Annotated in this window: 24 protein-coding genes; 12 read left to right on the forward strand and 12 right to left on the reverse strand. The window is 36.4% G+C overall.

Annotation, left to right across the window (positions count from 1 at the left end; genetic code table 11):
- The first annotated feature begins 43 nt into the window (after nucleotides 1–43).
- Both fabI and rnb read left to right on the forward strand, forming a co-directional pair.
- Entirely contained in the window at nucleotides 44–826 is a 783-nt protein-coding gene (gene fabI / locus K7G93_RS05560; protein ID WP_049216094.1) for an enoyl-ACP reductase FabI, read from the forward strand.
- A gap of 67 nt (nucleotides 827–893) precedes the next feature.
- Entirely contained in the window at nucleotides 894–2,870 is a 1,977-nt protein-coding gene (rnb, locus tag K7G93_RS05565) for an exoribonuclease II (RefSeq protein WP_226690669.1), read from the forward strand.
- A 53-nt stretch (nucleotides 2,871–2,923) separates the two neighbouring features.
- Here the strand turns inward: rnb and murA are convergent, their stop codons facing one another.
- Genes murA through mlaF form a run of 7 tightly spaced genes read right to left on the reverse strand, consistent with a single transcriptional unit; the run spans nucleotide 2,924 to nucleotide 7,647 of the window.
- A complete protein-coding gene (murA, locus tag K7G93_RS05570; protein ID WP_226690668.1) occupies nucleotides 2,924–4,201 on the reverse strand; it encodes a UDP-N-acetylglucosamine 1-carboxyvinyltransferase in 1,278 nt (425 codons plus the stop codon).
- A 21-nt stretch (nucleotides 4,202–4,222) separates the two neighbouring features.
- A complete protein-coding gene (locus K7G93_RS05575; RefSeq protein ID WP_115322967.1) occupies nucleotides 4,223–4,480 on the reverse strand; it encodes a BolA family protein in 258 nt (85 codons plus the stop codon).
- Between the two features lie 3 nt (nucleotides 4,481–4,483).
- A complete protein-coding gene (locus K7G93_RS05580; RefSeq protein WP_226690667.1) occupies nucleotides 4,484–4,840 on the reverse strand; it encodes an STAS domain-containing protein in 357 nt (118 codons plus the stop codon).
- Between the two features lie 4 nt (nucleotides 4,841–4,844).
- Entirely contained in the window at nucleotides 4,845–5,483 is a 639-nt protein-coding gene (gene mlaC / locus K7G93_RS05585; RefSeq protein WP_115322968.1) for a phospholipid-binding protein MlaC, read from the reverse strand.
- A gap of 43 nt (nucleotides 5,484–5,526) precedes the next feature.
- Complete coding sequence (gene mlaD / locus K7G93_RS05590; RefSeq protein ID WP_049216105.1) at nucleotides 5,527–6,033, reverse strand: outer membrane lipid asymmetry maintenance protein MlaD; 507 nt, start codon at nucleotides 6,031–6,033, stop codon at nucleotides 5,527–5,529.
- Nucleotides 6,034–6,073: 40 nt separating this feature from the next.
- A complete protein-coding gene (gene mlaE, locus K7G93_RS05595) occupies nucleotides 6,074–6,856 on the reverse strand; it encodes a lipid asymmetry maintenance ABC transporter permease subunit MlaE (protein ID WP_115322969.1) in 783 nt (260 codons plus the stop codon).
- Nucleotides 6,853–7,647, reverse strand: a complete 795-nt coding sequence (gene mlaF / locus K7G93_RS05600; protein ID WP_226690666.1) for a phospholipid ABC transporter ATP-binding protein MlaF — start codon at nucleotides 7,645–7,647, stop codon at nucleotides 6,853–6,855. The genes mlaE and mlaF overlap by 4 nt, the downstream gene beginning before the upstream one ends.
- Before the next feature lie 235 nt (nucleotides 7,648–7,882).
- Here mlaF and lptC point away from each other — a divergent pair, with 235 nt between their 5' ends.
- Genes lptC through rapZ form a run of 5 tightly spaced genes read left to right on the forward strand, consistent with a single transcriptional unit; the run spans nucleotide 7,883 to nucleotide 11,113 of the window.
- A complete protein-coding gene (gene lptC, locus K7G93_RS05605; protein WP_049216111.1) occupies nucleotides 7,883–8,470 on the forward strand; it encodes an LPS export ABC transporter periplasmic protein LptC in 588 nt (195 codons plus the stop codon).
- Nucleotides 8,451–8,969, forward strand: a complete 519-nt coding sequence (gene lptA / locus K7G93_RS05610; RefSeq protein ID WP_226690665.1) for a lipopolysaccharide transport periplasmic protein LptA — start codon at nucleotides 8,451–8,453, stop codon at nucleotides 8,967–8,969. Before lptC ends, lptA begins: the two co-directional genes overlap by 20 nt.
- Nucleotides 8,970–8,977: 8 nt before the next feature.
- Nucleotides 8,978–9,703: an LPS export ABC transporter ATP-binding protein gene (gene lptB / locus K7G93_RS05615; protein WP_049216115.1), complete on the forward strand. Its 726-nt coding sequence runs from the start codon at nucleotides 8,978–8,980 to the stop codon at nucleotides 9,701–9,703.
- A 2-nt stretch (nucleotides 9,704–9,705) separates the two neighbouring features.
- A complete protein-coding gene (ptsN, locus tag K7G93_RS05620) occupies nucleotides 9,706–10,233 on the forward strand; it encodes a PTS IIA-like nitrogen regulatory protein PtsN (RefSeq protein ID WP_049216117.1) in 528 nt (175 codons plus the stop codon).
- Nucleotides 10,234–10,255: 22 nt separating this feature from the next.
- Entirely contained in the window at nucleotides 10,256–11,113 is an 858-nt protein-coding gene (rapZ, locus tag K7G93_RS05625; protein WP_049216119.1) for an RNase adapter RapZ, read from the forward strand.
- Nucleotides 11,114–11,145: 32 nt separating this feature from the next.
- Here the strand turns inward: rapZ and xseA are convergent, their stop codons facing one another.
- The 4 genes from xseA to K7G93_RS05645 all read right to left on the reverse strand — a co-directional run bounded on the left by xseA (nucleotide 11,146) and on the right by K7G93_RS05645 (nucleotide 14,481).
- Nucleotides 11,146–12,480: an exodeoxyribonuclease VII large subunit gene (xseA, locus tag K7G93_RS05630; RefSeq protein WP_160531722.1), complete on the reverse strand. Its 1,335-nt coding sequence runs from the start codon at nucleotides 12,478–12,480 to the stop codon at nucleotides 11,146–11,148.
- 63 nt (nucleotides 12,481–12,543) lie between these two features.
- Nucleotides 12,544–13,743, reverse strand: a complete 1,200-nt coding sequence (locus K7G93_RS05635) for a ribosomal protein uL16 3-hydroxylase (protein ID WP_226690664.1) — start codon at nucleotides 13,741–13,743, stop codon at nucleotides 12,544–12,546.
- A gap of 8 nt (nucleotides 13,744–13,751) precedes the next feature.
- Nucleotides 13,752–14,054 (reverse strand): RnfH family protein, encoded by a 303-nt coding sequence (locus K7G93_RS05640; protein ID WP_049216124.1) that lies wholly within the window; start codon nucleotides 14,052–14,054, stop codon nucleotides 13,752–13,754.
- Nucleotides 14,041–14,481 carry a type II toxin-antitoxin system RatA family toxin gene (locus K7G93_RS05645; protein WP_115322974.1) on the reverse strand — a complete coding sequence of 147 codons (441 nt, stop codon included), beginning with the start codon at nucleotides 14,479–14,481 and terminating at the stop codon, nucleotides 14,041–14,043. The genes K7G93_RS05640 and K7G93_RS05645 overlap by 14 nt, the downstream gene beginning before the upstream one ends.
- An 86-nt stretch (nucleotides 14,482–14,567) precedes the next feature.
- On the opposite strand from K7G93_RS05645, the gene K7G93_RS05650 reads away from it, so the two are divergent.
- From K7G93_RS05650 to K7G93_RS05665, 4 genes are all read left to right on the forward strand, one after another.
- Nucleotides 14,568–15,632, forward strand: coding sequence for a glycosyltransferase family 9 protein (locus K7G93_RS05650; protein WP_223667218.1), 1,065 nt, complete (start codon nucleotides 14,568–14,570; stop codon nucleotides 15,630–15,632).
- Between the two features lie 58 nt (nucleotides 15,633–15,690).
- The gene (gene pth, locus K7G93_RS05655; RefSeq protein WP_049216131.1) at nucleotides 15,691–16,275 is read left to right on the forward strand and encodes an aminoacyl-tRNA hydrolase; all 585 of its coding nucleotides are present in this window, start codon (nucleotides 15,691–15,693) and stop codon (nucleotides 16,273–16,275) included.
- Nucleotides 16,276–16,312: 37 nt separating this feature from the next.
- Nucleotides 16,313–17,404 (forward strand): redox-regulated ATPase YchF, encoded by a 1,092-nt coding sequence (gene ychF / locus K7G93_RS05660; RefSeq protein WP_226690663.1) that lies wholly within the window; start codon nucleotides 16,313–16,315, stop codon nucleotides 17,402–17,404.
- Between the two features lie 87 nt (nucleotides 17,405–17,491).
- Nucleotides 17,492–18,901 (forward strand): basic amino acid/polyamine antiporter, encoded by a 1,410-nt coding sequence (locus K7G93_RS05665; protein WP_049216135.1) that lies wholly within the window; start codon nucleotides 17,492–17,494, stop codon nucleotides 18,899–18,901.
- A gap of 28 nt (nucleotides 18,902–18,929) precedes the next feature.
- Here the strand turns inward: K7G93_RS05665 and K7G93_RS05670 are convergent, their stop codons facing one another.
- A complete protein-coding gene (locus K7G93_RS05670) occupies nucleotides 18,930–19,778 on the reverse strand; it encodes a LysR family transcriptional regulator (protein ID WP_226690662.1) in 849 nt (282 codons plus the stop codon).
- Between the two features lie 92 nt (nucleotides 19,779–19,870).
- On the opposite strand from K7G93_RS05670, the gene K7G93_RS05675 reads away from it, so the two are divergent.
- Nucleotides 19,871–20,473 (forward strand): LysE family translocator, encoded by a 603-nt coding sequence (locus K7G93_RS05675; protein ID WP_226690661.1) that lies wholly within the window; start codon nucleotides 19,871–19,873, stop codon nucleotides 20,471–20,473.
- The last annotated feature ends 10 nt before the right edge of the window (nucleotides 20,474–20,483 follow it).

Genomic DNA, 20,483 nt, shown 5'->3' on the forward strand with positions numbered 1-20,483 from the left:
TTATACTAACCACAATTTTTTAACATATGAAAAGGTATTGATTATGGGCTTTTTAACAAATAAACGTATTTTAATTGCAGGTGTTGCAAGTAATCGCTCTATCGCTTACGGCATTGCACAAGCGATGAAACGTGAAGGTGCAGAACTCGCTTTTACTTATCAAAATGATAAATTAAAAGGTCGTGTAGAAGAATTTGCAAAAGAATTAGGCTCAGAGATTGTTATCCCTTGTGACGTAGGTACAGATGAAAGTATTGAGCAATGTTTTACAGAGTTAGCAAAACACTGGGATAAATTTGATGGATTCGTACATTCAATTGCATTCGCACCAGCAGACCAATTAGATGGTGATTATGTTGATTCAGTTAATCGTGAGGGTTTCCGTATCGCCCATGATGTGAGTTCTTATAGTTTCGTTGCAATGGCAAAAGCAGCTCGCAGTATGTTAAATCCAAACTCAGCACTATTAACCCTTTCATACCTAGGTGCAGAACGCGCAATTCCAAACTACAATGTGATGGGTCTAGCAAAAGCCTCATTGGAAGCTAATACTCGTTTTATGGCAGCCTCTTTAGGAAAAGAAGGTATTCGTGTTAATGCAATTTCAGCAGGTCCAATCCGTACACTTGCTGCATCTGGCATTAAAAATTTCAAAAAAATGCTAGCCAATTTTGAACAAACAGCGCCTTTACGTCGAACAGTAACAATTGAAGACGTGGGCAACTCCGCTGCATTCTTATGTTCAGATCTAGCCGCAGGTGTCACAGGTGAAGTATTACACGTTGATGCAGGCTTCAGTATTGTAGCTATGGGTGAACTTGAATAAGTTTTTATTATTATTTCTAAGCGGACAGTCTTGTCCGCTTTTTTTGACGTTTAATGGATATTTCTGAATGTTCCAAAATAATCCTCTCCTTTCCCAATTAAAACAACAAATCCGAGACAGTAAACTACAAGTTGAAGGTATAGTTAAAGGTTCTGATAAAGCATTTGGTTTTCTTGAGTGTGATAAAAAAAGCTATTTCATCCCACCAGCCGCAATGAAAAAAGTCATGCATGGTGACAAAATTAAGGCGTTAATTGAAGTAATTGGTGATAAAGAACAAGCTGAACCAGACCAATTACTCGAACCTATGTTAACTCGCTTTGTTGGGCGTGTTCATTTTAATAAAGATCAAAAATTACAAATCCTAGTCGATCATCCACAAATAAATCACCCGATTGCTGCAAGCCCAACTAAATTAGTACAAGAAGAATTACAAGAAGGAGATTGGGTCGTTGCCCATCTTAAGAACCATCCATTACGGGATAATCGTTTCTTTTTTGCTCAAATTAATGAGTTTATCTGTAAAAGTGATGATGAATTTGCCCCTTGGTGGGTCACTCTAGCACGCCATCAACAATCACGTTATCCAGTAAAGGGTTTAGCGCATTACGAAATGTTAGATCAGCAAACTCGCGAAGATCTAACCGCACTTTATTTTGTGACTATTGATTCAGAAAGCACAAAAGATATGGATGATGCACTCTATATCGAACCTATTTTAACTAGTGAAGTTCAAACTGGTTGGAGATTAGTTGTTGCTATCGCCGATCCAACTGCCTATATTCCACAAGACTCACAAATTGATAAAGATGCAAAACAACGTTGTTTTACTAATTATCTACCTGGTTTTAACATCCCAATGTTACCACGTGAACTGTCTGATGAACTCTGTTCTTTAGTAAAAGACGAAATTCGCCCTGCACTTGTTTGCTATATTAACACAGATTTAGCAGGAAACATTGTAGGTAACCCTCGCTTTGTATCTGCTTATGTACAATCTAAAGCTAAACTAGCTTATAATTTAGTCTCTGACTACCTAGAACAAAAGCCAGATGCATGGCAACCAGAAAATACAGAAACAGCCCAACAAATTCATTGGCTTTTCCAATTTACGCAAGCGCGTATTGAGTGGCGCAAAAAGCACTCTTTATTATTTAAAGAAAAACCTGATTATTCATTCATTCTCAGTGAAGATGGTAAAGTAAAAGACATAAAGGCTGAATACCGTCGTACGGCAAATCAAATTGTAGAAGAGGCGATGATCGTAGCAAATATTTGTGCTGCACATTATTTAGATGAGCAAGCCCAAGGAGGTATTTTTAATACTCATAGCGGATTTGATAAAAAATGGTTAGTGTCTGCCAGCCAATTTTTATTAACTCATCTCACTAATGAAGAAAACCTAGCTGAATTAAGTCAACGTTATTCAGTGGATACCTTATCAACATTAACTGGTTATCGCCAAATGCGTCATGATCTTGAAAAAATAAACAACGATTATGTTGAATTCCGTTTACGTCGTTTCCTTACTTTTGCTGAATTTAAATCTGAACTCGCACCGCACTTTGGCTTAGGTCTATCTGGCTATGCCACTTGGACATCACCCATCCGTAAGTACTCAGATATTATTAACCATCGCCTCATTAAAGCAACGTTAACCAATCAATCTTGTGAAAAGCCACAAGAGGATATATTAACCCGCCTACAAGAAGCTCGCCGCCAAAATAGACTCGTCGAACGCGATATTGCAGACTGGCTATACTGTCGTTATTTAGCTGAAAAAGTAGAAGAAAACGTTATTTTTAATGCTGAAGTACAGGACATCACTCGGGCAGGTTTACGTGTACAGCTTCTTGAAAACGGTGCTTCAGTCTTTGTTCCAGCATCAACCTTACATAATAACAAAGATGAAATACAAGCAAACACTGATGATATTGCTCTTTATATCAACGGCGAACTTATTTATAAACTTGGTGATATAATTCAAGTAAAATTAACAGATGTGAAAGAAGCAACTCGCAGTATTATCGGAATAGTAAGCTAATAGAGATAAAAAAGGGAAACAATTGTTTCCCTTTTTTATCACAATAAATCAAGTTAGCATTCTTCGCTCTCACTGGAAAAGCGTTCAATTCTTGCACCTAGACCACGTAACTTTTCTTCAATACGTTCATAACCACGGTCAATATGATAAATACGATCGACAATAGTTTCACCTGTTGCTATGCAACCTGCCAATACAAGACTAATTGATGCACGTAAATCTGTTGCCATCACTTCCGCACCAGAAAGATGATCAACGCCATGACAAATTGCAGTATTTCCTTCGATTTCAGCTTTTCCACCCATACGGATTAACTCAGGAATATGCATAAAACGATTTTCAAAAATAGTTTCAGTGATAATACTCGTACCAGAAGCAACCATATTTAGCAAAGTAAATTGTGCTTGCATATCTGTTGGAAAACCAGGATATGGTGCAGTACGAATATTGACTGCACGAGGACGATTACCTAGCATATCTAAAGTAATACTGTTTTCTGTCACATCAACTTGTGCTCCTGCTTCACGTAATTTATCAATTACAGCATCAAGTGTATCTGCTTTCGTATTATGGCATTCAATGCGACCGCCAGAAATTGCTGCGGCAACAAGGAAGGTTCCTGTTTCAATACGATCTGGCACGATACTATGTTCACAGCCAGTTAAATGATCAACACCTTCGACGATAATCGTATCTGTCCCAGCACCTGAAATTTTCGCGCCCATTTTATTTAAAAATATGGCTGTATCAGTAATCTCAGGTTCACGGGCAGCGTTTTCAATCGTTGTTTTACCTTTAGCTAATGTTGCTGCCATCATAATAGACAAAGTGGCACCGACGCTCACTTTTTCTACAACAATACGCGTACCAACTAAACGATGATCTACAAATGCTTTAACATAACCATCTTCTAATGTAATTCGTGCACCTAAACGCTCTAATCCACTAATATGTAAATCAACGGGACGAGCACCAATTGAACATCCTCCCGGTAATGACACTTGTCCTTGATTAAAACGCGCAACTAATGGCGCTAATGCCCAAATAGAGGCTCGCATCGTTTTAACGAGCTCATATGGCGCAATAAAATGATCGATTTTTGATGCATCTAAATGCACCGCACCATGTTCATCACGTTCAACAACAACACCTAATTTACGTAAAATTTTTAATGTTGTTTCAATATCTTTTAACTCTGGTACATTAGTTAATGTAACTGGCTCTTCCGACAAAATAGCGGCAAATAAAATCGGTAACGCTGCATTTTTTGCACCAGAAATATTAACCGATCCTTTTAAACGAGATTGCCCGTAAACACGAAATTTTTGCATAAGAATGTCCCACAACTTACTTTAAGAAAGTTGATTAAATAAGCGATCACGCTTCCATTTTTCAACAGTATAGGTTTTAATTGTTAATGCATGAATTGCATTACTTGAAATATATTCCATTAATGGTGCGTAAATCAGTTGCTGTTGCTTCACTCTAGATAAACCTGCAAACTCATCACTCACAGCTATCACGCCATAATGAGCATTCTCACCTTGTACATATACTTCATCTAAGTTTAATGCTTCTTTTAAAATTCGTTCTATTTCTTGCGTTTCCATTAACTATTTTCCGTCGGATTGAACAAATGTTGCTATCCAAGCGGATAGCCCAAATAAATCTGCCAGAGTAAAAAATTGGCTTGGCACATTTTTCAAAATAATACGTTGCTCCCGTTTTACCGTCGTTTGGCAATATTGCAAAAAATCACACAACAATGCAAAGCCAGCAGAATCAATTCTATTCACCTGAGACAGATCCCAATAGATATATGACATGCTGAGTTTTTCTGCTGATAAAAAAGAAGCACGTTGCTCCCATAAAGGTAGCAACGTGTCACGAGATAACTCCCCAATTAATTGGAAAGCTATTTTATCATCATTTTGGTTTATTGCCCAAGTTAAACTTTTTAGTGCTTTCATTTACTTATTTACTTAATGTCACTGGTACTTTAGCTGCTTTTTCAACTTGGTCAGTTAGTGCATCTAAACCGCTTTTTGCAATTGTTGGTGCCCATTCTTTTTCTTTCGTTTCAACCATACTGACACCTTCAGCACTCATATCAAATACTTGCCATTTACCAGATTTGCTATTTTTGTACCAATAAAAAGTTAAATTAACGGGTGCCTGATTACCACTTTGAATCACTTTGACACGAATACTGGCTGTTTTATCTGCTGATTCTGTTTTTGGCTTTTCAATTTGTAATTTTTGGTCAGAATACAAGGTTAATACTTGTGCATAAGTCTGTTCAATATATTGTTCAAAGGCAACAAAGAACTTTTCCCTTTGCTCTGGTGTAGTCGCTTTAAAATTTTTGCCTAACACTTTTGAGCCCGCATATTTAACATGAACATAAGGCATCAGTTCAGTACGCACAATTGTTCTCAAATAATTAGGGTCTTGTTTAATTTTAGCTTGATTAGCTGTAATGTTTTTAAATAATTTATCTGATACTTCTACAGTTAAATCATAAGGCGTATCTGCTGCAAATACTTGGAGAGAAAAAAGTGCAGTTATAATTACCACCATTTTTGCCATCATACTTTTTAATACTGTTGACATAGTATTCTCCTATTTAACTTCTTAACAAATTTAAAATTCAGCACTATTGCTCACTTACTTCTGGGTTAGTACTCGTATCGTTTTTATTACGATCACCATATAAGAATTGTCCAACTAAGTCCTCTAACACTAATGCAGATTTTGTATCTACAACTCGCTCACCCTCTTTCCACATCGCAACTTCACCATCATCAAAACCAACACTTAATGCAATATATTGCTCACCTAATAAGCCTGATGTTTTAATTGATAAAGAACTTGTTTCTGGAATTTCATTATAACGTTCATCAATTGCAATTGTTACAATGGGTAAATAACTTTTCTCATCTAAAGTAATATCAGTCACACGACCAATAACAACCCCGCCCACTTTCAGTGGAGCACGGACTTTTAGTCCACCAATATTATCAAAAGTTGCATGAATTTTATAAGATTTAGTTTCACTAAATCCTTGTATATTCGCCACCTTTAGGCCTAAAAAGACTAATGCAGCAATACCTAATAATAAAAATAAACCAACCCAAAATTCATATATCCGCGTTTGTCGCATACTATTTCCTTTATATCCAACTAATTAAATCAAGCAATAATTAACTCGCACCAAACATTAATGCCGTTAATACAAAATCTAAACCCAATACGACTAATGAAGCATGTACAACCGTTCTAGTTGTGGCTTTACTAATTCCTTCTGAAGTTGGAATACAATCATAGCCATTAAATAATGCAATCCAAACAACAGCTATAGCAAAACAAACACTTTTAATAAAACCATTTAATAAATCATTTTCCCAAGTCACTGCGTTTTGCATAACAGACCAAAAACTACCTGCATCAACGCCTTTCCAGTCTACGCCAACTAATGAGCCTCCCCAAATACCAATTGCAGTAAAAATTACAGCAAGAATTGGCATTGCTATCACACCAGCCCAAAAGCGCGGTGCAATAACACGACGAAGAGGATCAACTGCCATCATTTCTAAACTGGATAATTGTTCTGTTGCTTTCATCAAACCAATTTCAGCAGTTAAAGCAGATCCTGCTCTTCCTGCAAATAAAAGTGCGGTCACAACTGGACCTAATTCACGTAATAGCGAAAGCGCGACAAGTTGCCCTAAACTCGTTTCTGCGGAAAAATCCACTAAGACAACATAACCTTGTAGACCCAATACCATACCAATAAATAAACCTGATAGCATGATAATAAGTAAAGACTGGACGCCAAGCACATGCAGTTGTTTCACTAATAAAGGGAAATGCTTTCTGACTTGTGGCTTGCCGACTAGTGCCCCCCACAACATAAACCCTGCCCGCCCAGCTGCACGGCAAGCACTAATTGCGTTGTGCCCAAAATGAGAAATAAATTTGATCATTTAAATAGTTCCTCCACATAGTCTTGCGCAGGAAAATGAAAACGAACAGGTCCATCCGCCTCTCCATCTAAAAATTGGCGAACTTGCGGATCTTTACTTTGTAGCAATTGAGTTGAGGTCCCTTCTACAATCACACGCTTATCAGCAATAATATAAGCATAATCAGCAATACTTAATACTTCTTGCACATCATGAGACACAACAATAGAAGTAAGTTGTAATGCTTCATTTAATCGTTTAATTAAACTTAAAATAACGCCCATACTAATCGGATCTTGGCCAGCAAAGGGCTCATCAAACATAATGAGTTCTGGATCAAGTGCAATTGCTCTCGCTAAAGCTGCACGTCTTGCCATCCCACCTGATAACTCGGAAGGCATTAAATCTGCTGCGCCACGCAAGCCTACAGCCTCAAGCTTCATCAAAACAATCTTACGAATCAATGACTCAGGAAGATGAGTATGTTCACGAATGGGGAATGCGACATTATCAAAAGTAGAAATATCAGTAAATAGTGCTCCTGACTGAAATAGCATCCCCATTTTTTGGCGTACTTGATATAGTTCTGAATTAGAAAGCTGACAGATATTTTGTCCATCAAACCAAATCTCACCTTTCTCTGGCTGTAGCTGACCACCAACTAACTTCAGTAATGTTGTTTTACCTATCCCAGAAGGTCCCATAATTGCAGTAATTTTTCCTTTTTCAAACTGCAAATTCAAATTGTCATAAATTGTGCGCTCGCCTCGTCTAAAAGTGAGATTTTTCACTTCGATTAAGGGATTATTCATAAAATCTCTTTACTAACTAGAATACGTCAAAATTAAAGGGGGATATTCTACCAATTCCCCTTGAATGTCAAATTTTCGTCGATGCAAAATATACGCTCTTTCGACTATTTATATATGAAAACGTTCATTAAGATAAAATTTTTTTGAAAACAAACCCAACATTGATTTGTTTTATAAAAATTATGCTATGATTAGAGGTTAATGATTAACCCTAGCTAAATTTAAAATACGTTTTATGAATATTCGTTGGAATATTGTTTTATCTGCTATTGCGCTTGTATTACTTGCTTGGTTTTATTCACTTAATCAAAGTGAAGACAATCTTAGTACACTAATAAAAAAGCCAGATAGCCCAGAATATACAGGTCAAAAAATGAGAACAACTGTATTTTCTCCAACTGGAAAAAAACAATATTTTGCTTCCGCTGAATCAATCTCACATTTTACAACATCGGGTAAAACACATTTTCAAATGCCTATGGTTTATTTATTTGATATTGATACATTAAATACTGATTCTGGCAACGATAAAGAAAGTTGGAAATTGAGTGCTAACAAAGCCGTTTTAACTAAAAACAATATGCTGTATTTAGAAGGGAATGTCATTGCAGAAAGTCTTTTTACCCATTCTCGTTTACAACGTGTTGAAACAGAAAGTGCCGTTGTTAATTTATCAACACAAGACATTACATCAGATACAACAGTGAAGATTTATGGACAAAACTTCCACTCAACAGGTTTAAAATTAAGTGGCAATTTGCATCAACAAATTGCGACATTAAAAGAGCAGGTAAATACATATTATGAAATCAACAAGCAATAAACTCATCTTTTTAGCCACATTACTCACTGTGACATTACCTGCTTTTGCGCTTAAAAATGACTCACAGCAGCCGATTAATATCGTATCTGATAATCAATCTTTAGATATGGATAATAGTATTGTGACATTTACTGACAATGTCGTCATTACCCAAGGCTCTATTTTAATTAAGGCAAATAAAGTTATTATTAAACGCCCAGCTGATAATTCAGGCAAAAAAGATACGATTGAGGCATTCGGGAATCCTGTTACATTTTTTCAAAAGCTTGATGATGGGAAACCCGTTGAAGCACAAGCCAATAAAATCCACTACGATCTAAGTCATGAGTTTTTGACCTTAACTGGTAATGCACAATTGAAACAATTGGATAGTAAAATCAATAGCGATATGATTACTTATGATGTAAATAAACAACAATTAAAAGCAAATAGTACTGGTCATGCTCGTGTCAGAACTATTTTAATTCCAACACAATTAAATGATAAAAATAAGAAATAAGGTTTGCCATGTCTATCCTTTATGCTGAGAATTTAGCTAAAAGCTATAAAAGCCGTCAAGTTGTTTCAGATGTAAGTTTAACTGTACATGCAAATGAAATTGTTGGATTACTTGGTCCAAATGGTGCGGGAAAAACAACTACATTTTATATGGTTGTTGGGCTCGTCAATCATGATCAAGGTAAAATTCGTATTGATGATGAAGATATTAGTTTATTACCTATGCACAACCGTGCCCAAAGAGGTATTGGCTATCTTCCACAAGAAGCTTCTATTTTTCGACGTCTAAGTGTCTACGATAATTTAATGGCAGTGCTTGAAATCCGTAAAGATCTTACACATGAACAACGTCGAGCAAGAGCTGATGAACTTATTGACGAATTTAATATTGGTCATATCCGTAATAACTTAGGACAATCACTCTCTGGTGGGGAACGTCGCCGTGTCGAAATTGCTCGTGCTTTGGCTGCAAATCCTAAATTTATTTTACTTGATGAGCCGTTTGCGGGAGTAGACCCCATTTCAGTAATTGATATAAAAAAAATCATTATGGATCTACGTGACCGTGGTTTAGGTGTGCTGATTACTGATCATAATGTTAGAGAAACGCTTGACGTATGCGAAAGAGCATACATTGTTAGTGCAGGCAAAATGATTGCAACGGGCACACCTGAAGAAATTCTCAACAACGAACAAGTGAAACGTGTATATTTAGGCGAAGAATTTAGACTGTAGTTATGATTAAATTTACCGAATTACTGAAACCTGAACATATTCGTCAAGGGTTAATTTGTACTAGCAAGAAACGCTTATTTGAAATTATTACTCAAGTCATTGCAGAGCAAGTTCAATTTGAAAATGCAGAACAATTTTGTTTTGAATGTTTGTTAAGCAGAGAGAAAATTGGCAACTCTGGATTAGGTAATGGAATTGCCATGCCAAAAGCACGAATTCCTGAAGGTAAACAGCCCCTTGCCGTTTTCATTCATTTAGACTCACCAATTGAATATGAATCAGCTGATCACCGTGAAGTAGATTTAATTCTTGCTCTTTTAATACCAGAAAAAATGTGTGAGCAATATATTTCTGTACTGCCTGAAATTGCAGAAAAGTTATCTGATAAAACACTTTGCAAACGATTAAGATCAGCACAAAGTGTTGATGAAATTTGGCATATTTTTGAAAATATAGATCAGCTTAACTCACAGCAAGATGAACATCAAGATAATGACGAAGCTGTCGAATATAATACTACATCCGTTTAATTAACTAGTAACAGGTAAGCTTATGGAAATTATTATTATAAGTGGCCGTTCAGGTGCAGGGAAATCTGTTGCTCTCCGTGCTTTAGAAGATATTGGTTATTATTGCGTTGATAATTTACCTCTAGATTTGCTCCCTAAACTAGCGGATATTTTATCAGTAAATCATAAATCTGTTGCAATCAGCTTAGATATTCGTAATTTACCCTATTCATCAAAAACACTTGAACTATTACTGAATAAAGTACAAGAACAACATCAAATTAAAATTATTTTCTTAGATACTGATCGCAGCACTTTAATTCGCCGTTATAGTGACTCACGCCGTTTACATCCATTATCTGTTCAAGATTTATCATTAGAAGCTGCGATTGACGAGGAACAAAACCACTTAGATCCTCTTATCCAATGTGCTAATTTAATTATTGATACAACGCGTCTTTCTACTCATGAGTTAGCTGAACGTTTACGTAATTTTCTGCGTGGTACATCAGATAAAGACTTAAAAATTATTTTCCAATCTTTTGGCTTTAAATATGGTTTACCACTAGATGCAGACTATGTATTTGATGTCCGTTTTTTACCAAATCCACATTGGAATCCTGAATTACGCCCGTTAACTGGCTTAGATGATGCTGTTGCAGAATTTTTAAATAAACATAATGAAGTTAATCACTTTATTTATCTTACGCGTAACTACATTGAAACTTGGCTACCGATGTTAGAGCAAAATAATCGTAGTTATTTAACTATTGCAATCGGTTGTACTGGAGGAAAACATCGCTCAGTGTATATCACGGAACAACTTGGACAATATTTCCAAGCTAAAGGAAAAAATGTTCAAATTCAGCATAAATCACTCACCAAACACAAGAAGAGCTAAACAAACAAAAAAGGAACAGTTTTGTTCCTTTTTTAACGCTTGTTCACTTCCACAATCTCACTAATAATACGACCTTGCAGTAAGGTTGTTTTTAAACGTTCTCCAACACGAACCTGTTGAATATTTGTCACAGCTTGACCTAAAGAATTTTCTGCGATCGAATACCCTCGAGCCAAGACTTTTAATGGGCTTAGCCCATCTAACTTACCACAAGCATGGGCCAATTGGTGTTGTTTTTGTGTAAATAGACGATTCAATGCGATATTCAGTCTTGTCTCTAATTGATAAACATATTGTTGTTGCTTCTGTACACGTAAAGGCAATAGATTATTTTGTATTCGCTTCGACAAGATACTCAATTTATCCTGACGTTTATCTATTTGTGCTTGTGTACTTAACTGCAAACGATGGAACAGCTGTTGCATTCTTTGCTGCTGCATTCTTAACTGCACATGTGGATGTTGACGTTGTAAACGAAGCCGAACATATTGCAAAGCTTGACTTTTCTCACTAAAGACGCGATCTAGTGCTATTTCTAAACGCTGTTTTTTATAAACCAGTTGTTGTAATAATTCTTGCTGATCACGACTGACTAATTCCGCTGCTGCTGAAGGAGTGGGTGCGCGTAAATCAGCCACAAAATCCGCGATCGTCACATCTGTCTCATGTCCAACAGCACTAATAATTGGAATCACTGAATTAAAAATTGCACGTGCTACAAGCTCTTCATTGAAACACCAGAGATCCTCTAACGAGCCACCTCCTCGACCGACAATTAATACATCCACTTCTCGACGTTGGTTTGCCAGCTCAATCATTTGTACAATTTCAATAACAGCATCTTTACCTTGTACAGCGGTAGGATAAATAACGATTTTCAAGCTAGGATCTCGCCGTCGCAATATGTGCAAAATATCTTGTAATGCGGCCCCCGTTTTAGATGTCACAATACCAACAGCTTTACTAAAGGGCGGTAGATTTTTCTTAAGATTTTGTGCAAACAGGCCTTCTGCAGCTAACTTCATTTTTAACGTTTCAAACTGCTGCTGTAATAGACCCTCGCCCGCAGGATGCATGCTTTCAATAATAATCTGATAATCACCTCGCGCCTCATATAAACTGACACTTGCACGAACTAATACTTGCATACCATTTTGCGGACGAAAGCTAACACGTAAGTTTTTCATACGGAACATTGCTGCGCGTATCTGAGCATGTTCATCTTTTAAAGTTAAATACCAATGTCCTGATACTGGCTGACTAAAATTAGAAATTTCACCCGTTAACCAAACTTGTCCTAGTTGATTTTCTAGCATTAAACGTACAGATTGATTCAATTGAGAAACAGAATAAATTTGATCAGACATCATTAGAAATACCTTAATTTAGTACATTAATTGCTTCGTTTATAACAGTAACAGATAAAATCACTACAATGATTCAAGCAACACCCAACCATCATCGATCCAGTTACATAACGAGTCAATGAACAAGTCTAATGCTGTTTCTGGTTCTTCAGTCTGTGAGCACAAGCTTGTTAAATACGCAAAATCCACTCGCTTACCATTAGCAAGTTGTTTTAGGACTTGTGCTTCTATTTCATTTAACTCATCTAGCCATTCACCGTTTGCATAAAGGCGTAATGGGTTCTCAAGATAAACTAACTTACAATTATTATCTTGTACAATTGTACTATTCTCTTCTAAAAGCGACCGTACTTCGTCTAAATCACAATATTCCTCAGTTTCCAATAAATCATAACGTCTACTACTTACAGTTGTCGCTACAGCATGTTCAAACAAATGCTCAAATTGTTCTGATTCCGCTAATTGATCCAAAAATTGCTGTTTCATTGTTCTGACCATTACAGAATCTAGTTTACCTGTTTCCTGCTCAGCTGGAGTAAGACGCAATGGAATATGTAGCTCAGTTGTAGCTATATCAGGTAGTGTTTGACAAATCACTTTGTTCACATTTTCTAATAAATCAGCCATATTAGGGTAACGTAAACCAAAAGAGAAAGTTAAACAATCGTTTTCAGCTACACCATAATGTGATAAACGAGAGGGCACATAAAGAACATCGCCTGGACCCAAAACCTCATCTAAAATTAGTTCTCCCATATCGTCAAAAATACGGATCGGCTGATTTGCTTTAAATTCCGTGCTTGGATCACACCATTTACCTAATTGCCAACGACGATGACCATAGCCTTGGACTAAAAACACATCATATTCGTCATAATGCTTACCAACAGAGCCACCTTTAGGTGCATAAGACACCATAATATCATCGCGTTGCCACTGTGGAATAAACCCAAATGCCCCCCAAAGCTCTCCCAATTCAGTTGACCATTGCTCTAGATTTTGAACTAAAACAGACCACTTCTCAGGCAAACCTTTAAAATCGTTAGTATTCAATGGACTACACTTTACTTGCCAATCATTATCTGAAAACTGTTTAATTAGACGTGCTGTGACATCTTCTTGTTGTGCTAACTCAATAATATCTTCTGGCTGAAACATATTGACTATTTGTGGTAAGCCATTACGAATTAATAGCGGTTTTTTTTGCCAATAATCACGTAAAAAGATCGCCGAGGTTATATTTTCTGGTAAACAAAATTTCATATGTCATCCTATTTTTTTTCTTTCTGTTGAGCGGCTTGTTGCTCAGCACGTTTACGACGAATTTCCTTTGGATCAGCCAATAATGGACGATAGATCTCAACGCGATCGCCTTCTTTTAACAAATCTGTGAGTTTTGCGGGACGGCTAAAAATACCTACTTTATTTTCTCGTAAATCAATTTCAGTAAATTGTTGCAAAATACCTGACTGCAAAATAGCAGTTTGAATCATTGTACCTTCTTCTACACTGAGTTTCTTTAAATAATGTCTATTAGGATAGGCATAAACAACTTCAATATTAATTTGCGCCACCGTATACCTCTTTTGCTCTCTGTTTAAAGGCGTGAATCATTCTTGTTGTTAAATGAGTAAAAATCTGCCCAAATGCCATAGCAATAAGTGGATTAGAAAATTCAAATTCTAATTTTAATGCGATTTTACAACTGTGTTCATCTAATTGGTCAAAAGTCCATTCTCCTTGTAAAAATTTAAAAGGACCTTCCACTAATTGCATTTTAATTGAACGATTTTCCAACATTGTATTTTGGGTTGTAAAACGTTGACGGATCCCTGCTTTTGCAATGACTAATTCTGCTGTAACTTGATTTGTTTGATCAGTTAAAGTGCGTCCCGCTACACAACCTGGTACAAAATCAGGATACTGTTCATAATTATTGACTAATTGATACATCTGCTGTGCACTATAAGCAACTAATGCACTTTGATTAATTATTGGCATCTTATTACTACTTATTTTTCAAAAAAATTTTGTGTATTATAACGGAAAAGTGTGCTCTAAATAAGCAAAGAATTGGGACAACGACAATGAACTTTAAACAACTATTTATTTTATTATTAGAAAATCGACAAAAACAGCCATCCCCAATTCAATTCAATCAAGTTAAATCGATCCTTCTTCGACCGTTAGGTTTTGCGATCGGTGATGCTGCTGTCCATACTGCTCACCTCAAACAACTAAAAGCCCTCTTTCCCCAAGCAAAACTAGGCGTTGTTGTGCGCGGTGCTAATAAAGCAATTTACCAAGCTTCAGGGCTGGTTGATGAATTTGTGGAGCGTAATCTTTTTAGTTATATCAAACACAGTAAAAAATGGGATCTTCTACTCGATTTTGAAAACAACTTTAATTCTTCTTCTCTCTTCATGGATCGGATTTTGATGCCCAAATGGATTGTTATTTTCCGCAAATATAATAAGAAGTATTACAATTTTGAGACAATTAAAAGCTATGATATTCATTGTCCTCAAAAAGATAATGCGCGTTTAAGTCATTATTTAATGCAATCTGTGTTTGCTGAACATTTTGTGTTGCCAGAACCAGAAAGCGTACTAAATACAACAAAAGAAAATCGCCAAAAAGTCGAAAACTTTTGGCAAAACAATAAGTTTCGCTTACTCCTCTGCCCTCAAGGTAGCAAACGACAAATTCCCGAATCTGAACTCGCGACATTACTCAATGCCAGTTTAGTCGGCGAACTCAATCAAAAAGTAGAATGTCTCGTCGGCTACACGCCAACTGCTCAAAATTATTGTGCGCAGCTTATACAATTATGTCCAACATTGGAGATTAAATGCTCACCTAAAACCAGTTTGGACGAATATTTAGCGCTCGTTGAAAGCGCTGATCTTGTTGTTGCAGTAGATGGTGGATCATTACATTTAGCTTGTGCTTTCCAAAAACCATTACTCAGTTTTTTTGCTAACAGCCAACCTAATTTAGGCACTTGGGAGCCTCTAATTCCTTCTGATATTCCACACCTTAAAGTCATTAGTGCTCATAGCGAGAACACGACTTCTGGAAATACGCAAAATTTCCCATTGGAAAAGGCTATTCCTTGGTTAACTCAACAGATCACAAGAGCACAACATTGAGTAAAAAGTCGTTTTCCGCTACAATACGCCACTATTTTTGAGTTGTGGAAGAGAGAGAATGTCTGAAATCAAATTAATTGTAGGATTGGGTAATCCGGGCGATAAATATACGGATACTCGCCACAATGCGGGTGAATGGTTAATTGCACGTTTAGCACGTCGCTATAATATTAATTTAGTTCTCGAAAATAAGTATTTTGGTAAAACTGCGCGTGCTATCATTCATGGCCATGAAATACGTTTTTTAGTCCCGACCACATTTATGAACTTAAGTGGAAAAGCAGTGAGTGCACTAGCTAACTTCTATCGTATTAAACCTGAAGAAATTTTAGTCATTCATGATGAATTAGATTTACCACCAGGTGTTGTAAAAATTAAACAAGGTGGGGGACATGGTGGTCATAATGGCTTACGCGATACAATTGCACAATTAGCAAATAATAAAAATTTCTACCGTTTACGTGTTGGTATTGGTCATCCCGGTGATAAAAATTTAGTATCTGCTTATGTATTAAGCAAACCTTCACCAACTGACTGGCAGTTGATTGATAAAGCATTAGATGAAGCCACCGCCTGTATTGAAGTTTTAATCAAAGAAGGGATCACTAAAGCGACAAACAGATTAAACAGTTTTAAAGCATAATTATTTTTTAAAGATCACAACGTATTAAGGAAAGAATATGGGATTTAAATGTGGCATTGTTGGTTTACCTAACGTCGGAAAATCGACATTATTTAATGCATTAACTAAAGCGGGTATTGAAGCAGCAAATTACCCATTTTGTACGATTGAACCTAATACTGGCGTAGTACCAATGCCCGATTCTCGTCTAGATGCACTTGCGGCTATCGTTAATCCAGAACGTGTCCTCCCAACAACAATGGAGTTTGTTGATATTGCGGGACTAGTTGCGGGGGCAAGTAAAGGTGAAGGATTAGGGAATAAATTTTTAGCTAATATTCGTGAAACAGATGCTATTGGACATGTTGTTCGTTGTTTTGAAAATGACGATATCGTACATGTTGCAGGTAAAATTGATCCTACCGAAGATATTGATACGATTAACACAGAATTAGCATTAGCAGATTTAGATAGCTGTGAGCGAGCCATACAACGTTTACAAAAACGTGCTAAAGGCGGTGATAAAGAGGCTAAATTTGAACTCTCTATCATGGAAAAAATCTTACCTGTCCTTGAAAATGCAGGAATGATTCGTTCAATTGGTTTGGATAAAGATGAGTTACATGCGATCAAAGGCTATAACTTCTTAACATTAAAACCAACAATGTATATTGCGAATGTCAATGAAGATGGTTTTGAAAATAATCCTTATTTGGATCGTGTACGTGAAATTGCAGAAAAAGAAGGTGCAGTAGTTGTACCTGTGTGTGCTGCAATTGAATCTGAAATTGCAGAATTAGACGATGATGAAAAAATTGATTTTCTCCAAGATTTAGGTATCGAAGAACCTGGTCTAAATCGTGTTATTCGTGCAGGCTATAAATTACTCAACTTGCAAACTTACTTTACTGCGGGTGTTAAAGAAGTACGCGCTTGGACTATTCCTATTGGTGCGACAGCACCAAAATCAGCTGCAGTGATTCATACGGATTTTGAAAAAGGCTTTATTCGTGCTGAAGTCATTTCATATGATGACTTCATCCAATATAAAGGCGAAGCTGGCGCCAAAGAGGCAGGCAAATGGCGCTTAGAAGGAAAAGACTATATAGTACAAGACGGCGATGTGATGCACTTCCGCTTCAATGTCTAAAATTGATTAAAAGAGCACCGCACTTTAATTATATAAGTGCGGTGCTTTTTCATTGACATTCATCATAAAAAAATAAGAGAAGACAAGATGTCGAATAAAAAAATTGGATTATTATCCCTGACTGCATTAGTACTCAGTTCAATGATCGGTTCAGGAATCTTCAGCCTGCCTCAAAATATGGCTGAGGTCGCTGGTGCTGAAGCATTAATTATTGGCTGGATTATCACTGGTATTGGTATCATCTTTCTTGGCTTATCTTTTTTCTATATATCTCGCTTGAAACCTGAACTTGATGGTGGAATTTATACTTACGCACGTGAAGGCTTTGGCGATTTAGTGGGATTTCTCTCTGCATGGGGATACTGGTTGTGCGCGACAATCGGGAGTGTAGGATATTTAGTTGTTGCCTTTGAAGGATTAGGTTTATTCACTGATAGTGCAGATCATGTACTATTTGGGCAAGGCAATACGCTTTTTGCTTTTTTGGGTGCTTCCATTGTTGTTTGGTTAGTTCACTGGTTGATCACAAGAGGCGTCAAAGAAGCCGCTTTTCTTAATCTACTCGCCACTTTTGTGAAAGCTTTCCCATTAATCTTATTTATTCTCTTAGCTGCTTGGTATTTTTCACCACAAACCTTTAATTATGATATTAAAGCCGTTGAACTAAAGAATAATATTTCCGATCAAGTTAAAAATACGATGTTAATTACATTATGGGTGTTTGTTGGTGTTGAAGGTGCTGCTGTCCTTTCAGCACATGCTAAAAAACGCAGCGATGTCGGACTAGCTACCGTATTAGGTATTGTGATTGCCTTAATTTTATATGTTGCAATTACAGTTTTATCGCTCGGGATCCTACCTCGTGAAACAATTGCCAATATGCCGAATCCTTCTATGGCAGGGTTGCTAGAAAGTATGATTGGCAGTAGTGGCAAAATTATTATAACCGCTTGTTTAATTGTTTCCGTACTCGCCTCATACATTAGTTGGACAATGTATTCAGCTGAAGTCCCTTATCGTGGCGCAAAAAATGGCGCATTTCCTAAAATCCTCAATAAAGTGAATCAAAATGAGACTCCAATCAATTCACTTTGGTTTACTAATATCGTTGTACAATTTTGCTTAATATTAGTACTAATGACCGGGAAAAGCTACAATGCGCTGTTATTGATCTCAACCTCTATGATTCTAGTACCCTATTTATTAATTGGTGCTTATTTACTTAAATTATCTATTCAACAAAATAGTGCTTGGCATATCAAGTTAACAGGTCTGATAGCATCTATTTATGGTTTATGGATTCTTTATGCCGCAGGCTTAAACTACTTATTACTATCTGTCTTACTTTATGTACCGGGCATTGTCATTTATTTATATTCAAGGTACCAACATCAAGGTAAAACTCTACAACTTAAAACAAACGAAAAGGTTTTACTATGTATAATTGCTGTGGCGTTTATATTTGCGTTATATAATAATATAAACAATCTTACCTAATTAAGTGCTGGCAAAAGTGCGGTCAGTTTTAGCGCATTTTTGCCATCTCTTTTCTAATCCATTGTAGAAAAAGCATTTTCTTTGGATGAGTAGTAAAGTCAGTTTCTGATAATAAATAATAAGCAGAACCATCAGGTATAAAACCATAAGGTGCTTGTAAAATCCCTTGATTAATTTCCTGTTCGACCATCCACTGAGAAACAAGTGCTACCCCAACTCCACCAAGTGCGCCTTGTAAAGCAAGAAAAAAACGCTCAAAAAAGACATCATGATACAAAGGAAAATCTATACCTGTTCTTTCCATCCAATCTTGCCAAGCTCGTGGGCGAGTATAAGTATGTAATTTTTGTTTTAATGTTAAATTTGGGATATGTACAGGTCCCATATATTCATCTGCTATTTTTTCTGCGTACAAATTCTGTGACCAAATAAAATCATTACGACGCAACGCAATATCAATCGTATGGCGCTTAAAATCCACTTGACCACCTGCAGCCAAAACGACAAGATTAAATTGATATTCGGCTTGAAACTGTGCCATTCGTGGAATCAACCATTTCATTGCTAAAGTAGGTTCACAAGACACAACGAGATCATCATTTTGTTTCTTATTAATTTTTTGTAAACCCAATTCCAATGTATTGAAAGCAGCTTGGCAAGTTTCATATAAACATTGTCCTGTTGCAGAAAGCACTAAATTACGCCCACTTTTTACAAACAATGCTTCAGCAAAATACTGCTCAAGTAATTTAATTTGTTTACTCACTGCACTATGAGTGACTGACAATTTTTCTGCTGCCATAGTGACACTGCCATACTCTGCCACAAAATAGAAAAACTTAAGTGCCTTTATTGGCAAACGCTTTATTTGTTCCAAAATTTCACACCTCATTGTCATTTTTTTCAATTTTATCCTAATTTATTTTCAGGCAAAATACAGACAGTTTTACTTTTGTTCAAGGAGAAAAAATGGATGAATTAATCGCTGTAATGAGTATCACTGTTCTCGCTGTTATCAGTCCTGGTAGTGATTTTGCAATGGTTAGTAGAAATAGTTACCTCTATGGTAAAAAAGCAGGTATGCTCACAGCTATTGGTATTGCTACCGCTGTATGGGTACATGTATTTTATACAGTTTTTGGGGTAAGTATACTGCTTATCACATTCCCAATACTGTTCCATTTTATCAAAATATTAGGTGCCTGTTATCTCATTTATATTGGCATACAAACTTATCGTCATCCAGTAATACAAGTCAATTTACAACTTACGGATACACTATTAACATCTATGTCCGACTTCAAGATAGGTTTTATCACTAACGCATTTAACCCTAAAACAACACTTTTTGTATTAAGTACTTTCACACAAATGGTCAATGCTAAAACGTCTCTTTGGATTCAATTAGGTTATGGTGCATTTATGTCACTAACTCATCTTATATGGTTTGCACTCGTTGCCTTATTATTATCACAAACTGCTATTCGTCATTTGTTATTAGCCAAACAAATCTATATCAATCGGATAATTGGCGTAATTTTAGTCGTACTAGGTAGTTTATTACTTATTTAGCACTATACTG

Source organism: Pasteurella canis, from assembly GCF_020810675.1.
In the GTDB taxonomy this organism is placed as follows: Bacteria; Pseudomonadota; Gammaproteobacteria; order Enterobacterales; family Pasteurellaceae; genus Pasteurella; species Pasteurella canis.

Coding starts and splice junctions, on each gene's coding strand:
- fabI (WP_049216094.1), top strand. CDS start 44: ATGGGCTTTTTAACAAATAAACGTATTTTAATTGCAGGTGTTGCAAGT.
- rnb (WP_226690669.1), top strand. CDS start 894: ATGTTCCAAAATAATCCTCTCCTTTCCCAATTAAAACAACAAATCCGA.
- murA (WP_226690668.1), bottom strand. CDS start 4,201: ATGCAAAAATTTCGTGTTTACGGGCAATCTCGTTTAAAAGGATCGGTT.
- K7G93_RS05575 (WP_115322967.1), bottom strand. CDS start 4,480: ATGGAAACGCAAGAAATAGAACGAATTTTAAAAGAAGCATTAAACTTA.
- K7G93_RS05580 (WP_226690667.1), bottom strand. CDS start 4,840: ATGAAAGCACTAAAAAGTTTAACTTGGGCAATAAACCAAAATGATGAT.
- mlaC (WP_115322968.1), bottom strand. CDS start 5,483: ATGTCAACAGTATTAAAAAGTATGATGGCAAAAATGGTGGTAATTATA.
- mlaD (WP_049216105.1), bottom strand. CDS start 6,033: ATGCGACAAACGCGGATATATGAATTTTGGGTTGGTTTATTTTTATTA.
- mlaE (WP_115322969.1), bottom strand. CDS start 6,856: ATGATCAAATTTATTTCTCATTTTGGGCACAACGCAATTAGTGCTTGC.
- mlaF (WP_226690666.1), bottom strand. CDS start 7,647: ATGAATAATCCCTTAATCGAAGTGAAAAATCTCACTTTTAGACGAGGC.
- lptC (WP_049216111.1), top strand. CDS start 7,883: ATGAATATTCGTTGGAATATTGTTTTATCTGCTATTGCGCTTGTATTA.
- lptA (WP_226690665.1), top strand. CDS start 8,451: ATGAAATCAACAAGCAATAAACTCATCTTTTTAGCCACATTACTCACT.
- lptB (WP_049216115.1), top strand. CDS start 8,978: ATGTCTATCCTTTATGCTGAGAATTTAGCTAAAAGCTATAAAAGCCGT.
- ptsN (WP_049216117.1), top strand. CDS start 9,706: ATGATTAAATTTACCGAATTACTGAAACCTGAACATATTCGTCAAGGG.
- rapZ (WP_049216119.1), top strand. CDS start 10,256: ATGGAAATTATTATTATAAGTGGCCGTTCAGGTGCAGGGAAATCTGTT.
- xseA (WP_160531722.1), bottom strand. CDS start 12,480: ATGTCTGATCAAATTTATTCTGTTTCTCAATTGAATCAATCTGTACGT.
- K7G93_RS05635 (WP_226690664.1), bottom strand. CDS start 13,743: ATGAAATTTTGTTTACCAGAAAATATAACCTCGGCGATCTTTTTACGT.
- K7G93_RS05645 (WP_115322974.1), bottom strand. CDS start 14,481: ATGCCAATAATTAATCAAAGTGCATTAGTTGCTTATAGTGCACAGCAG.
- K7G93_RS05650 (WP_223667218.1), top strand. CDS start 14,568: ATGAACTTTAAACAACTATTTATTTTATTATTAGAAAATCGACAAAAA.
- pth (WP_049216131.1), top strand. CDS start 15,691: ATGTCTGAAATCAAATTAATTGTAGGATTGGGTAATCCGGGCGATAAA.
- ychF (WP_226690663.1), top strand. CDS start 16,313: ATGGGATTTAAATGTGGCATTGTTGGTTTACCTAACGTCGGAAAATCG.
- K7G93_RS05665 (WP_049216135.1), top strand. CDS start 17,492: ATGTCGAATAAAAAAATTGGATTATTATCCCTGACTGCATTAGTACTC.
- K7G93_RS05675 (WP_226690661.1), top strand. CDS start 19,871: ATGGATGAATTAATCGCTGTAATGAGTATCACTGTTCTCGCTGTTATC.